13 protein-coding genes are annotated in these 14,211 nt (G+C 52.0%); 6 read left to right on the forward strand and 7 right to left on the reverse strand.

The window, feature by feature from the left end; genetic code table 11:
• The first annotated feature begins 97 nt into the window (after positions 1-97).
• Positions 98-3,265 carry an amidohydrolase family protein gene (locus A9165_RS10050; protein ID WP_065955778.1) on the forward strand — a complete coding sequence of 1,056 codons (3,168 nt, stop codon included), beginning with the start codon at positions 98-100 and terminating at the stop codon, positions 3,263-3,265.
• 47 nt (positions 3,266-3,312) lie between these two features.
• Here the strand turns inward: A9165_RS10050 and A9165_RS10055 are convergent, their stop codons facing one another.
• The 7 genes from A9165_RS10055 to astA all read right to left on the reverse strand — a co-directional run bounded on the left by A9165_RS10055 (position 3,313) and on the right by astA (position 8,835).
• A complete protein-coding gene (locus A9165_RS10055) occupies positions 3,313-3,696 on the reverse strand; it encodes a CrcB family protein (RefSeq protein WP_008951972.1) in 384 nt (127 codons plus the stop codon).
• The gene (locus A9165_RS10060; protein ID WP_065955779.1) at positions 3,690-4,061 is read right to left on the reverse strand and encodes a CrcB family protein; all 372 of its coding nucleotides are present in this window, start codon (positions 4,059-4,061) and stop codon (positions 3,690-3,692) included. The genes A9165_RS10055 and A9165_RS10060 overlap by 7 nt, the downstream gene beginning before the upstream one ends.
• Before the next feature lie 55 nt (positions 4,062-4,116).
• Complete coding sequence (locus A9165_RS10065; RefSeq protein ID WP_065955780.1) at positions 4,117-5,604, reverse strand: VCBS repeat-containing protein; 1,488 nt, start codon at positions 5,602-5,604, stop codon at positions 4,117-4,119.
• A 136-nt stretch (positions 5,605-5,740) separates the two neighbouring features.
• Entirely contained in the window at positions 5,741-6,094 is a 354-nt protein-coding gene (locus A9165_RS10070) for a DUF3718 domain-containing protein (RefSeq protein WP_008610419.1), read from the reverse strand.
• A 112-nt stretch (positions 6,095-6,206) separates the two neighbouring features.
• Positions 6,207-6,758 (reverse strand): sugar O-acetyltransferase, encoded by a 552-nt coding sequence (locus A9165_RS10075; protein ID WP_008610418.1) that lies wholly within the window; start codon positions 6,756-6,758, stop codon positions 6,207-6,209.
• 177 nt (positions 6,759-6,935) lie between these two features.
• Complete coding sequence (locus A9165_RS10085) at positions 6,936-7,739, reverse strand: DUF1338 domain-containing protein (protein WP_008951968.1); 804 nt, start codon at positions 7,737-7,739, stop codon at positions 6,936-6,938.
• A gap of 67 nt (positions 7,740-7,806) precedes the next feature.
• Positions 7,807-8,835, reverse strand: a complete 1,029-nt coding sequence (astA, locus tag A9165_RS10090; RefSeq protein WP_065955782.1) for an arginine N-succinyltransferase — start codon at positions 8,833-8,835, stop codon at positions 7,807-7,809.
• A 138-nt stretch (positions 8,836-8,973) separates the two neighbouring features.
• Here astA and A9165_RS10095 point away from each other — a divergent pair, with 138 nt between their 5' ends.
• From A9165_RS10095 to cysW, 5 genes are all read left to right on the forward strand, one after another.
• Positions 8,974-9,402, forward strand: coding sequence for an Lrp/AsnC family transcriptional regulator (locus A9165_RS10095; protein ID WP_008610413.1), 429 nt, complete (start codon positions 8,974-8,976; stop codon positions 9,400-9,402).
• Positions 9,403-9,553: 151 nt separating this feature from the next.
• Positions 9,554-11,380 (forward strand): SLC13 family permease, encoded by a 1,827-nt coding sequence (locus tag A9165_RS10100; RefSeq protein WP_008951967.1) that lies wholly within the window; start codon positions 9,554-9,556, stop codon positions 11,378-11,380.
• Between the two features lie 130 nt (positions 11,381-11,510).
• Positions 11,511-12,509 (forward strand): thiosulfate ABC transporter substrate-binding protein CysP, encoded by a 999-nt coding sequence (gene cysP, locus A9165_RS10105; RefSeq protein WP_065955784.1) that lies wholly within the window; start codon positions 11,511-11,513, stop codon positions 12,507-12,509.
• Positions 12,506-13,357 (forward strand): sulfate/thiosulfate ABC transporter permease CysT, encoded by an 852-nt coding sequence (cysT, locus tag A9165_RS10110; RefSeq protein ID WP_065955783.1) that lies wholly within the window; start codon positions 12,506-12,508, stop codon positions 13,355-13,357. Before cysP ends, cysT begins: the two co-directional genes overlap by 4 nt.
• Entirely contained in the window at positions 13,354-14,175 is an 822-nt protein-coding gene (gene cysW, locus A9165_RS10115; RefSeq protein ID WP_008610408.1) for a sulfate ABC transporter permease subunit CysW, read from the forward strand. Before cysT ends, cysW begins: the two co-directional genes overlap by 4 nt.
• The last annotated feature ends 36 nt before the right edge of the window (positions 14,176-14,211 follow it).

A 14,211-nucleotide genomic window follows, 5' to 3' on the forward strand; every position in this document is an offset into this window, starting at 1 on the left:
CTTTTGCCGCATCACCCGCCCCGCTACCTTAACTTTATGATCGCTTTATGCCACTCTGCTATTCTCGTTAACAGAATAATAAGATTAAGGATCAGCCATGCTTTATTTTAAGCCCAGCCTGCTGGCACTCGCCCTGGCCAGTTTACCGTTACAGGCCGACACCCCGGCCACCGATTGGCAGGTTAATGCGCCGCAGGGAGAATTTAGCCAGGTTGATATTCAGGTCCAGCAAGGTAGCTGGATGAATGTCAGTGTAAGCCCGGATGGTAAAACCATCGTTTTTGATTTGCTGGGTGACATCTATAGCATGCCGATCAGCGGCGGAGCCGCGACTGCCCTGACCAATGATATCGCCTGGAATATGCAGCCGGTATTTAGTCCGGATGGCAAATATATTGCCTTTACCTCTGATCGCGATGGCGGCGACAATATTTGGATCATGCGCCCCGATGGCAGCGAACCCAGAGCCGTCACCAAAGAAAGCTTTCGTCTGTTAAATAGTCCAGCCTGGAGTCCGGACGGTCAGTTTATCGTTGCCCGTAAGCACTTTACTGCCAGTCGTTCTCTGGGTGCCGGTGAAGTCTGGCAATACCATATCAGTGGTGGCAACGGTGTGATGCTGACAGAGCGGCCGAACGATCAGAAAGATCTTGGCGAACCGGCGTTTTCACCTGGTGGCCAATATATCTATTTTTCGCAGGACGATACGCCGGGTAAAACCTTTCATTACAGTCAGGATTCAGAAAGCGGTATCTATGCTATTAAGCGCTTTGAGCGCGCAACCGGCAATATTGAGGTATTACTGGCCGGTGCTGGTGGTGCCATTCGTCCGACCCCATCTCCGGACGGTAAATATCTGGCCTATATCCGGCGGGTCGATTTCCAAAGTACCTTGTTTTTATATGATTTAACCAGTGGCGAGCATATTAAACTGTACGATGGTCTGGACCGTGATATGCAGGAAACCTGGGCTATTCACGGCGTTTACCCTACCCTAAGCTGGACACCCGATAATCAGCAGTTAGTGTTCTGGGCCGGTGGCGAGATTAAAACGCTGCGACTCAGCGATAAAAGCGTCAGCACTATTCCGTTTAGCGTCAATACCAGTAAACAGATCCAAACCGCGCTCAGAGTAAAACAGGATCTGGATCAGTCACAGTTTGATACTAAGATGTTGCGCTTTGTTCAGGTTTCACCGGATGGTAAACAAGCCGTCTTTACTGCTCTGGGCCATTTGTATATCACCGAACTTAACAATCCCAGACCGCGGCGTTTGACCCGGCAAACTACCGATTTTGAATTCTATCCGCAGTTCTCGCGCGATGGCCGTGAGCTGGTCTATGTCAGTTGGAATGATCAGACACAGGGTGCAGTCAATATTCTGAATTTACGCAATAACCGGGTGACCAAGCTAACCACCGAGCCTGGTAAGTTTATTGAACCTACCTTTAGTCCGGATGGCCGCACCGTGGTATACCGTAAAATTGGTGCCGGCAGCCTGCTGCCAAAACAATGGTCAATGAATACCGGTCTGTATAAAGTCAGTAGCCGTGGCGGCGAAGCTGAGCTGATTGCCCGCAATGGCCGCGCTCCGATGTTTGGCGCCGGTAATGACAAGGTCTATGCGATGGACTTTGGCAGCGCCCCCAGACTGATCAGTATTGATTTGACCAAACATACGCAACAAACCCTGTACAGTGCCAAGTTTGGTACCGAATTTAAGCTGTCGCCGGATGGTAAATATCTGGCTTTTGCCGATCGCTTTAAAGTCTTTGTCACCCCCTTTGTCGAACGCGGCCGGCCAATTGAAATTGCCGCCAACGATAAGCAATTTCCGGTCAAACAGCTGTCGGTGCGTGCCGGCGAGTACATTAGCTGGGCCGGTGATAGCAGCAGCCTGTACTGGAGCCTGGGGCCGGAGCTTTACCAGCAACAGGTCAGTGGCTTGTTCGATCTGTCGGCAGCGAAAAGCCCGGAGCCCAAAATCACCCAGTTAGGCTTTTCGGCGCCCGTTGACATACCACGTGGTAGCGTCGCTTTTGTCGGTGGTCAGGTTATCACCATGCAGGGTGATAAGGTATTACAGGATGCGGTGGTATTGGTCCGCGATAACAAGATTAGCGCCGTTGGCAGCCGCGACGAGATCGCTATTCCCAAAGACGCCAGGGTGTTTGATATTAGCGGTAAAACCCTGATGCCTGGCCTGTTCGATGCCCATGCGCATGGCAGTCAGGGCGTGCAACAAATTACCCCACAGCAAAACTGGCAAAACTATGCGGCCCTGACGTTCGGGGTGACCAGTATTCACGATCCCTCGAATGATACCCGCGAAATCTTTAGTGCCAGCGAGCTACAGCGTAGTGGTCAGATTGTCGGACCACGGATTTTCTCCACTGGCACCATCCTCTACGGTGCCGAAGGTGCCGGCTATACTTCACATATCGATAGTCTGGACGATGCCAGGTTTCACTTAACCCGGTTACAAAAAGTGGGCGCCTTTAGCGTCAAGAGCTATAACCAGCCGCGGCGCAACCAACGGCAGCAGGTGATCCAGGCCGCGCGCGAGCTGAATATGATGGTCGTGCCGGAGGGCGGCTCTCTGATGCAGCATAACCTGACGATGATCGTGGATGGTCACACCACCATTGAACATGCGCTGCCGGCAGCCAGAGTGTATCAGGATATCAAGCAGCTGTGGCAGGCCAGCGGCACCGCCTATACCCCCACGCTGAACGTGGCCTATGGTGGCATCTGGGGTGAAAACTACTGGTATGACAAAACCGAGGTATGGAAACATCCCCGCCTGAGCCGCTATGTACCCATGGATCAATTAGCGCCCCGCAGTATGCGCCGGCCCACCGCTCCCGAGCATCACTACAATCACTTTAATGTGGTAAAAACCGCGAATGAGCTGAAAGAGGTTGGTGTCGTCGCGAATATCGGCGCCCATGGTCAGCGCGAAGGTCTGGGAGCGCACTGGGAGATCTGGATGTTTGCCCAGGGTGGCATGACAGCACTGGAAGCGCTGCGAACCGCTACCCTGAACCCGGCGATCACCTTTGGCATGGACCATCAGCTGGGCAGTATTGAAGTGGGTAAACTGGCTGATTTAATTGTGATTAATGGCGATCCGTTGCAGGATATCCGGGTCAGCGATCAGGTGATTTATACGATGGTCAATGGCCGGCTGTTCGACGCCGAAACTATGCATGAGATAGGCCTGCGTGAGCGGCAACGCCAACCGTTCTACTTTGAAGCGCGTTAATCAGGTTGACCGTGAGATAGCCGGTGGCAGCAATGCCGCCGGCGAGCTTATTCTGGCCGCTGAGCCAGGCGCATCCCGAGATAACAACAGCAACAGCCGCCGATAACAGTCAGCAGCAGATAGCTGCCGGCTGCGCCGTAACTGGCGGCACTATATAGCTGCAACAGCTCGAAACTAAACAAGGAAAACGTGGTAAAACCACCACAAAAGCCGGTCAGCCAGAATTGTTGCTGCCAGGCTGGCATCGGATAACGACCACCGGGCTGACTGACGATCGCTAACCAGCCAATTAGCAAGGAGCCCAGCAAATTAACCATTAAGGTTGCAAAGGGCCATACTGTTACCCCGACCCAGGCGCCAAGACTAAGGCGACAGGCCGAACCCAAACCGGCTCCTAAGGCGACCGCCGCCGTATCTTTCAGCTTTACCATAACTGCCGCCCGCACCAGCTACCAAATAGCAACAGCAACAGGCCGCCGCCGACGCTAATGCCAGGATAAAGCAGCGCCTGGCGCAAAGCGCGGCTGCGCCACAAGATCACGGTTTGCAAACTTAATGAGGAGACAGTAGTAAAACTGCCCAGGGCCGCTAATGCCAGGATCTGCCATTGCGCCTGACTCAGCTGCTGCAGATCCTTACCGGCCCATAACAGGCCAAGCAGAAAGGCACCACTCAGATTCACCACTAGGGTTGGCAGCGGGAAAGGCTTGGTCCAATAAGCCGCAAGCAGATTGGATAATAAAAAGCGGCAAACGCCGCCTCCAGCAGCGGCCAGCAGCATCGCCAGATACAGCACCGGCAACTCCTTTAAAAAAAACCTATCTTGACCAGCGCCAGCGCTAACGTCAAGTTTAGTCTGTGTTTTGTACCGGCGTTAATAGCAACACCAGTTGATTGCGCTGCCCTTCAGCGTCGAGACTATCATAAGGCAGCACCAAATCGGCTTTGCCATCAGCATTCAGATCAAACACTCTGACCCGGCTGGCATCGCGCGGCAAGGTTAACTGCACCTTGTCGCTGTTGCGGCTAAACAGGCGACTTCGGTCCGGCGCAAAAAAGTGCAGCTCGGTGCCCGCTTCCCCCAGTACCAGATGTTTACGGCCATCACCAGTCAGATCCATCAGCTCGAATAGCGGCATATCAAAACGCAGGTTACTGATACTGACGTCAATTTTTGCCTGTTGCCGGAAGTTAGCTTTCGCAGGATAACGCCTGTCTGCAGATAACAGATAGAAATCCACATCCAGATTGGCACTGCCACGCAATAACACCCGCACAATGGTGCCGACACCAATCTTAGTGGTTGGGATATAAAAATCTTTACGGCCATCGCCGTTAAAATCGGCAATTACCACTTCGGTCGGGACCGAATCAACCGCAATCTCGGTATCCGGCGACGCACTGAAGCTTAGCCCCTGTTCGTTCGCACTGGCAAAATACACCAGAAAACGCGCACTGCGCTCCAGTGCATCAGCAATTTGCTCGACCCGCAGCACCAGGTCCGGCAAGCCATCTCCGTCGAGATCCGTGATCTCCTCCAAACTGACAATCCGCTGCCCGCTATAGCTACGTCCGGCATCTGAACGCTGGTCGGCTTTTTGCTCAGTTGATAACTCAAGCGGCCAACCCGGTTGCCAGGGCTCGGTACTGAAGCTACCGTCTGCCTGCTGTAAAAAAACCTGCGCCTGCCCGCCCTGCACAAAGAGAAGATCCGTCATGCCGTCCAGGTTAACATCCAAGGTATAAAAGCGGCGACCACTGTAGTCGGCGCGGTTATTATTCCAGGTTTGCACCCGGGCGCTAACAGGTAACGCAAAGTGGCGGAAGCTACCGTCCGCTTGCTGCCGGTACAGGTGATAAAACTGAAAATCCGGCAGTAAAATATCACTCAGGCCAGAGCCAAGATCCACAGTAAACTGCCGTTCGCGTAACCGCACCGCATCAACCACCCGAAACATTGACTCGCTCTGCAGCAGCTTGCGCCAGTTAAAGCGGCCGTCCTGCTGCTCCAGCTGCAAAATGCCATCGGTCGTCAGCAACAACAGTTGCTCATGCTGATAGCCAGCCAGTTTGCCGCGGCTAAAATACTGTGCCTGCGGCGGTACTTCGATACTACGGGTTTGATACGAGTTTAAATCGACCTGAGTCAGCCAGCGCTCATATTGGCTAAAGCCAGAAACCCACAGCTGTTGCTGTCCCGGTAAATGCACCAGGCTGCCGTTAGCCGGATGCCCCAAAGGCACGGTAATTTTTTCCAGCGGAAAGGCCAACAAGGATGGCGCGACCAACAACAATGGCAGCACCAGATAGCGTGCCCAACGCAAACTCTGCTTCAACATACGGGATTCCCTGATTAACTCTATTCCAGTACGGCTTTCGTCAGAAAAAAGTTTGAAAAAGTTCAGTGCCTTAACAAAATAAAGCCCCGCATTGCGGGGCTTAGTTACGACAAGCAGCGCTGAAAAGGCGCCAGCGTTATTCGCCTAAACGCGCCTTGATAATATTAACCAGCGGGTTGTCAGCAAAGCCATTCGCGGTTGCCCAGGCCTCATAATTGGCATCAGCCAACACCTTTGCCGGCATTTGTTTGACAATAAAGGTACCGGTATCCAGGGCATCGCGGCGGATCGCCAGTTGTAACAAACTTTCGTTATTGCAACGCACACCACTGTAGATATTACGCAGATTTAACTTATTATCTGCCAGTACCTTGCGTACCTGATTACGATTATCTTCGGCTACGAAGCCACAAAGCGAGGCGGAAATTGCATCATTGGCCAGAGCACTGGTACTGCACAGTAAAGCCGTGGCGATAAGCATTTTTTTCATATTATGTCCTGTTGGGTTATGACACCAAGTTGAATATAACGCCATTATAGGTTATTGCCAGTATTGGCGGCATAATTATCCCCGACATTTGAGCTAAGTGATTGAATAACAATCAAAGCTGTTTCAATAATCTGGCCGGGTTACCGCCAACAACAGCTCGGGCCGGTACGTCTTTTACCACTACCGCACCGGCGGCAATCACTGCCCCCTCACCAATACTCACGCCGGGACAAAGGATGGCACCACCACCAATCCAGACATCGTTAGCAATCTGTACCGGCAGTGCCTGCTCCACACCACTGCGCCTGGTTGCAGCATCGAGCGGATGATTAACGGTATAGATCTGCACCGCAGGGCCAACAAACACATGATGGCCAAAGGTGACTGGCGCAACATCCAGGATGGTACAGTTAAAATTCAAAAAAACATGATCGCCAAAAGAAATGTGTTTGCCGTAATCACAGTAAAATGGCGGTTCAATAAACACCTGCTCGCCGACTGTCGCAAATAACGCCTGTTGCAAACGACGGCGAACATTATGCTGCTCGGGTTGGGTTTTATTAAACTGCTGCGTCAACTTTCGCGCCTCAAGCCGCAGCTCGCGCAAGTTTTTGTCCAGCGGATCATACCAGGCACCGCTTAGCATTTTTTGATATTCAGTCATCTTGGCAATAGTTCAGATTTATCAGGAGTATCAGCTAATGGTACCTCAGAACAGCACTAAATTGCGGAAGTTTTACCTACCAGCAAAGGCTGCAGCTGCTGTCAGGATAGTGCGAGGGCGAAAAAAAGCCCCGGCACAAGGACCGGGGCAAAGTTCAGCTTTGGTTGAAATATTCGCTTAGCGGGCGTTGGTACTTTCGAAGATCTTATCCGCCGATGCCGCCACAAAACCGGTATACAGCAAGCCATTCGCCAAGGGGTAACGACGGGCAAACTCATAGAAACAGCTTGGAATGGTCGCCTCGGTATCGCTGAACTTAACGGTAACTAAATCCGCCAGCGTCGACGACTGTTCCAGATACACCTGTGGCGTACCTTTGATCTCGCCACCTGAGGTGTTCAGCAGGAAGCCGGCATCTTTCAGTGCCTGATTCACCTGCTCAAGGCTATCGAAGTTCTGCAGATCATTGACGCTTACCGTAAAGTGATTGGCGCGATAACCCCAGGCGGCAACCCAGGCAGCATATTCACTTTCTGCCAGCAGTTTTTCATAGGTCGCCTGGCTGACTTGCCAGTGGGTACCTGAGTACAGGAAATTATCTGCCGTGACCGCTTGCTCAGGGATCTGCGCCACTAACTGCTCAATGGTGGCTTTTAACTCAGCTGAACATTTTTCCAGCAGCAATTCGGAGATAAACACCTTGGGTAAGGTGCGATCGGCGTGCTCAAAATGCTTGGCGTAGAGTTTCTTTGCTTCAAAGTGATACTCACCACACTCTTCATAACCCAGGGCCAGGAAGTGGGCAGCCAGCTTGTCTAAAGATACTTTAGGCAGGTTAAAGGTGCGCAGTGCGATATGATCGTTAATCACATCATCTTGCTGCGAAGAACCCAGTAGTTGGTGCACTTTTTTGGCCGACGGGGTGACGCTCAGGTAGTCTTGCCATAAGTTATCGAATAACGCTTTTACATCAGTATGCATAGCAACTCCGCTTCGGGTTCAGTAGTTCAATATAATCAGCTGTCGTAGTGTAATGTACTGGCCGCGTTTAACGCTGATCCAGATTAATAAAACGGGCGAAATCGCCGCTTTCCAACTGCAAGACCTCAGCCATAGCCGGGCTTAGCAGTAAGAGTTGTTGCTCCGGGCAGTAATGCGCATCTTTACCAAAGCTGGCCCGGAAATGCCGCACCGCGGTATTGGCAATTGCCAGAGTCGACTCACCCTGCACCTCTTGCACCTTAACCGTGACTTTGCGGCTTTGCGCCACAGAGCGGATATCGGTTAGCTGAGCTTCTACAGTGGGGCCGGCGTCAAATAAATCCACATAGCCGCGATGGCGGAAGCCCTCGGCTTCCAGCATTTTTAACGCAGGCTTGGTATTTTCATGCACCAAACCGATCACCTGCTGTGCTTGTTGCGGTAATAGATCAACATAGATCGGGTGCCGTGGCATCAGCTCAGCAATAAAGGACTTTTTCCCCACGCCAATCAACTTATCAGCGGTGGGAAAATCGATGGTTAAAAACAACTTTTGTAACCAGTTCCAGAACGGCGGTATACCGTTTTCATCGGCCGCACCCCGCATTTCAGCAATCACCTTGCTGGCAAAACGTGTCGGATGCTCTGCCATAAACAGAAAACGTACTTTCGATAAAAAGCGACCGGCATGGTTACGACGATAGCTTTCGCGCAGGAACAAGGTACAAATTTCTGACGCGCCGGTGTAATCATTACATAGCGTTAAAGTTTTCAGCTGGTTAAGGACATTTAGTTCGGCGCTATGATGAATAATGGTATTTTGCTGAAAGTGATAAAGCGGCGTATGTAAGCCAACTGCCGCTTCGATGCCGGTAGTGCCGACGATATCACCGCTACTGGTGTCTTCCAGCACAAATAAATAGCCCTGATCGCCCGGCTGATTAACCTGTGCCGCAAAGCTATGTTCAGCATGGGCAATTTTTTGCCCCAGCCGCTCATCATGATCAGGTAACGAGGTAAAACCCGGGCCGGACTCAATGGCAATGCGTTTTAACGCGGGAAAATCGGCAGCGGTAATAGGCCTGATCACTAACATTTAAAGGCGCCCTGAGAATAGCAACGGTCAATGCCGTCCGGATGTCGGCTATTATAGTTGGCAAAAAAATCAGATTGCAGTGGCATTTTTTGCAGTTTAATCGATAATAAATGCATTCTGATAAGATATTTTGACATTATGCTAAATAAAGAAGATGAAAAACTGCTAGCACTGTTACAGCGCGATGCCCGGGCCAGTATTTCGGATCTGGCGCGTGCGCTGCAGCTATCCCGCACCACAGTACAAAACCGGCTACAGAAGCTGCAGGATAACGGCATCATTAAAGGCTTTACCGTTGAATTGGGGGAAAGTTACCTTAGCAACCTGGTATCGGCGCACGTCAGCATTAAGGTCAAACAAAAACTCACCGCCCGTACTAATGTCGAGCTACGGCAAATGCCACAAATTGCCGCCCTTTATGCGATCAGCGGCGAGTATGACTTGATTGCCATAGTCCAGGCGCAAACAACGGAGCAGCTTAGTCACCTGCTGGATGATATTGGTAATCTGGAAGGTGTGGAACGCACCACCTCCTCGGTGATCCTGGAAACTAAGTTCCACCGCTAATCAGGCATTTATCCACAGCACTTTTCTATCCACAACACTCCGGTACCGGTCTGACCAGCTGTTTTAGTGTTTTTGATCAAGACGTTGTAACCTAAGGTACGCTATGCTGCAGTTGTAGCAGCGCTTCAGCCAGTTATGACAAAGGATCCTGATGACGATAGACTTGACGATAACGCTGGTTTTACTGGCCGCCGCCATGCTGGGCTTTACTCTCAATAAACCGCGTAGTGATGTTATTGCTTTACTGCTGATGCTGTTGTTTCCGCTCACCGGAGTCCTGACCTTATCGCAAAGTCTGGCCGGTTTTAGCGAGCCGGCCGTGCTTTTGATCGCGCTATTGTTCGTCATTGGTGAGGCCCTGGTGCGAACCGGTGTGGTTTATCGCCTTGGAGATTACCTGGTAAAACACGCCGGCAACAGTGAAAACCGGTTGCTGGTGCTATTAATGTTAGCCGTTGCCACTCTGAGTGCAGTAATGAGTTCAACCGGTGTAGTGGCGATTTTTATTCCGGTGGTACTGAGTATTGCCGCTAAGCTCAAGCTATCCCCCGCACCGCTATTAATGCCATTAGCATTTTCAGCCCTGATAGGCGGCATGCTGACGCTGGTAGCAACCCCACCCAATATGGTTGTGAACGCTGAATTACAGCGCGCCGGTGAGGCCGGATTCAGCTTTTTTGCTTTCGCGCCAATAGGCTTGATAGTTTTAATTCTGGGCATTGGCTATATGCTGTTAGCCAAAAGATTTCTAAGTCCCGCAGTGGGTCAAAACACCGGACAAGATAGTATCTCATTGAGTGGTTTGGCCGAACAGTACCGGCTGACCAGCCGCGAGTTCCGGCTACAGGTGCAGCCTCATTCGCCGCTGGTTAATCAACCTCTGAATACCCTTGGCTTACGCTCCGAGTACGGGATCAATGTGGTCGCAGTCGAACGTCCGGCGCGGTTACGCAGTTTATTATTGGTCGCCAACTCACAAACAGTGATACAAGCCGGTGATGTGCTGCTGGTCGATCTGGCCGCTGCCAGTGCCAGCGTACTTGAAGCCTCGGCCATTCTGGGGCTCAGCCCACAGCCATTGCACCACTCCTACTATAGCTTGCACGCACACCAGTTAGGTCTGGTCGAAGTTGCCTTGCCACCGGATTCGGCATTGGCCGGTAAAAGCATTCAACAAATCGGTTTTCGCAGCCGCTACCGGCTGAATATTGTCGGTATTAAACGCAAAGGCGAAGCCCTGCTAAATGTGTTACCTGATGAGGTACTGCAACAACAAGATACGCTGTTACTAGCTGGCAGTTGGTCAGAGATCCGCCGTTTACAGCAGCATAGACGCGATCTGTTGCTGCTAAGCTTACCAGCAGAGAGTAATGAAGCAACACCCGCCGCGGACAGAGCGCCCTACGCAATCGGCTCGGTATTGCTGATGATCGCGCTGATGGTGTCCGGTATAGTGCCAACGGTGTTGGCGGCATTGATCACAGCATTAGTACTTGGCGCCTGCCGCTGTATTGACCTGAATAATGCCTACAAGGCAGTGCATTGGCCAAGTTTATTACTGATTGTTGGGATGTTGCCATTTGCTCAGGCACTGCAGCAAACCGGCGGCATTGATCTCGCTGTAAGCGGGGTATTACAACTAGCCGGCAATCAGGCCCCTCTGTTAATGCTGGCCTGCGTATTTATCATTACCATGTTATTTAGCCTGGTGATATCCAATACGGCGACAGCCGTACTGATGGCGCCGGTCGCGCTGAGTCTGGCCAGTGCCCTCAATGCCTCACCCTATCCTTTTGCGATGATGGTGGCATTAGGCGCATCTACCGCCTTTATGACCCCCATTGCTTCACCAGTCAATCTGCTGGTGATGGGCCCCGGCCAGTACCGCTTTATCGACTTTTTGAAAATTGGCAGCCCCTTTACCTTATTGGTACTGATGGTCAGTCTGTTACTGGTACCGCTGTTTTTTCCACTTTAAGCGCTATGCTGCTCTGGATCTGGTTATAGCCTGATACTATGCCTTATAACAAATTAGCTTAATGAAATGCCTTGTCGCAAAAAATTGGCATATTAAACTGGCTGCAGTTGCTTATTTTGGAGAATTGCAGATGCGTAAGTTGATCCTTGTTGCCGGCTTACTGGCGTCCAGCCTGTCGGTGGCGTCAGCCAAAGAATTATTAAATAGTAGTTACGATATTTCCCGCGAATTATTTGCCGAAATTAACCCGCTGTTTGTTGCACACTGGCAGGCAAAAACCGGCGAGACCCTAACCATCAACCAATCGCATGGTGGCTCTTCCCGTCAGGCGCAGGCCATCATTCAGGGCTTACGCGCCGATGTGGTAACCTTTAATCAAAGTTCGGATATTGATGTGCTGCATCAACGCGGCAACCTGCTACCTGCCAACTGGCGCGAGCGGTTACCCAATAATGCCTCCCCTTACTACTCCACCATGGCATTTTTAGTACGCAAAGGTAACCCGAAAAACATTCAGGACTGGGCCGATCTGACCCAGGGCGACGTGAGCCTGGTATTCCCTAACCCGAAAACCTCAGGTAACGCCCGTTATACGTATCTGGCAGCCTATGGTGCGGCTAAGCAGCGCCTTGGTGATGACGCAGCGCGTAACTGGATGATCGATTTCCTGCGCCGTGTCGTCGTATTTGATACCGGCGGTCGTGGCGCTACCACCTCCTTTATCGAACGCCAACTGGGTGATGTATTGATTACCTTTGAATCGGAAGTGAACAATATTATCGCCCAGTACCCGGACCTGGAGTTACAACGGGTGGTTCCGGCAACGAATGTGCTGGCCGAGTTTCCGGTTGCCTGGGTAGATCGCAACGTCACACGCAACGGCACCGCCGAACAAGCCAAAGCCTATCTGGAATTTCTGTACACCGCAGAAGCGCAGCAGCTGCTGGCTAACTTCTTCTACCGTGTCCATCATCCGGAGGTGATCGCTGCAAATGCTGATAAGTTTCCGCAGACCAACCTCTTTACCGTAGAGCAGGTATTTGGCGATTGGGAAAAAGTGCATACTGACCACTTTGCCAACAACGCTGAGCTGGATAAGTTACTGGCAGAAGGACGCCGGAGTCGATGAGCGCCCTGCCTTTTCGGGCACTGCGCAGTAAAAGCGTACTGCCCGGCTTTACCATCAGCCTGGGCAGTAGCTTGTTTTTTATTGGCCTGGTTATTCTGCTGCCGCTCTCGGGTCTGGTGATGCAGGTAGCAGAGCTCAGTCTGGCCGATTACTGGGCAATTATCAGTGATCCCCGGGTGGTGGCGTCATACAAGGTCACACTGTCCGCCGCCCTGGTCGCCAGTATCTTTAACCTGTTCTTTGGCTTGCTGATGGCCTGGATCCTAACCCGCTATCGTTTTCCGGGCCGCTTGTTGTTGGATGGCCTGATGGATCTGCCGTTTGCTCTGCCTACCGCAGTTGCCGGCCTGACGCTGGCGGCACTCTATGCCACCCAGGGTTGGTTTGGCCAATATCTGGCACTGTGGGACATTAAAGTTTCCTATACCTGGCTTGGTATAGTGGTAGCAATGATTTTCACCAGTGTGCCCTTTGTGGTGCGCACCGTGCAGCCAGTACTGGAAGAATTTGGTCCGGAATACGAAGAGGCGTCGGCTACCCTGGGTGCCAGCCCGTTACAAACCTTTTGGCGGGTGATCATGCCGGAGATCAAACCGGCGTTACTAATGGGGACTGCCCTGTCTTTTACCCGCAGCCTGGGCGAATTTGGGGCGGTGATTTTTATCGCCGGTAACCTGCCCTGGCAAACCGAGGTCACCTCACTGATGATCTTTATCCGGCTGCAGGAGTTTGATTATGCTGCCGCTGCCGCCATCGCCAGCGTGGTATTACTGGCATCGCTGGTACTGCTGTTTGTGATTAACGGCATCCAGCAGCGTTATCAGCATATCAGTGGAGCTTTGAAATGACGTCTAAGCTTGGTGCTTCACCATTATTACGCAGGGTGCTGATCGGCACAGGCGTAGGCTTAAGTGTGCTGTTATTGCTAACGCCGCTGCTATTAATCTTTATTGCTGCCTTTTCGGCCGGCATAGGTGGCGTGATCAGCAATTTACGCGATGCGGATATGCTGCATGCCATTGGCCTGACGTTACTGGTTGCCGGTCTGACCGTGCCGATCAATCTGGTATTTGGTACCCTGATTGCCTGGTGCGTCACCCGCTTTACCTTCCCCGGACGTCGGCTGCTGCTGACGCTGATTGATATCCCTTTCGCCGTCTCGCCGGTGGTGGCGGGCTTGCTTTACCTGTTGTTATACGGCAGCAACGGACCTTTTGCGACCTGGCTGGATGCCGCTGATGTACAGTTAATGTTTGCCTGGCCGGGCCTGGTGATGGTTACGGTCTTTGTGTCCTGCCCCTTTGTGGTAAAAGAACTGGTACCACTGATGTCGACCCTCGGCACCGAGCAGGAAGAAGCGGCAGTGTTACTGGGCGCCAGCGGTTGGCAGGTATTCTGGCATATTACCTTTCCCAATATCCGCTGGGCCTTGCTGTATGGGGTGATTCTGACAAACGCCCGGGCGGTTGGCGAGTTTGGTGCGGTGTCGGTGGTATCCGGCACGATTCGCGGCCAAACTAATACCCTGCCATTGCATATCGAACTACTGCAGCAGGACTACAATGCCACCGGCGCCTTTATCGCTGCCGCTCTGCTCACCCTGATGGCGATTGCCACTTTAGTCGTCAAAGCTATTCTGCAATGGCGGCTGCAGCGCGATCATTAATGCCCAAGCTGGTCAGACCGGTACCGGAGAATAATA

The sequence above is a fragment of the Alishewanella sp. HH-ZS genome (assembly GCF_001704375.1).
Lineage (GTDB): Bacteria > Pseudomonadota > Gammaproteobacteria > Enterobacterales > Alteromonadaceae > Alishewanella > Alishewanella aestuarii.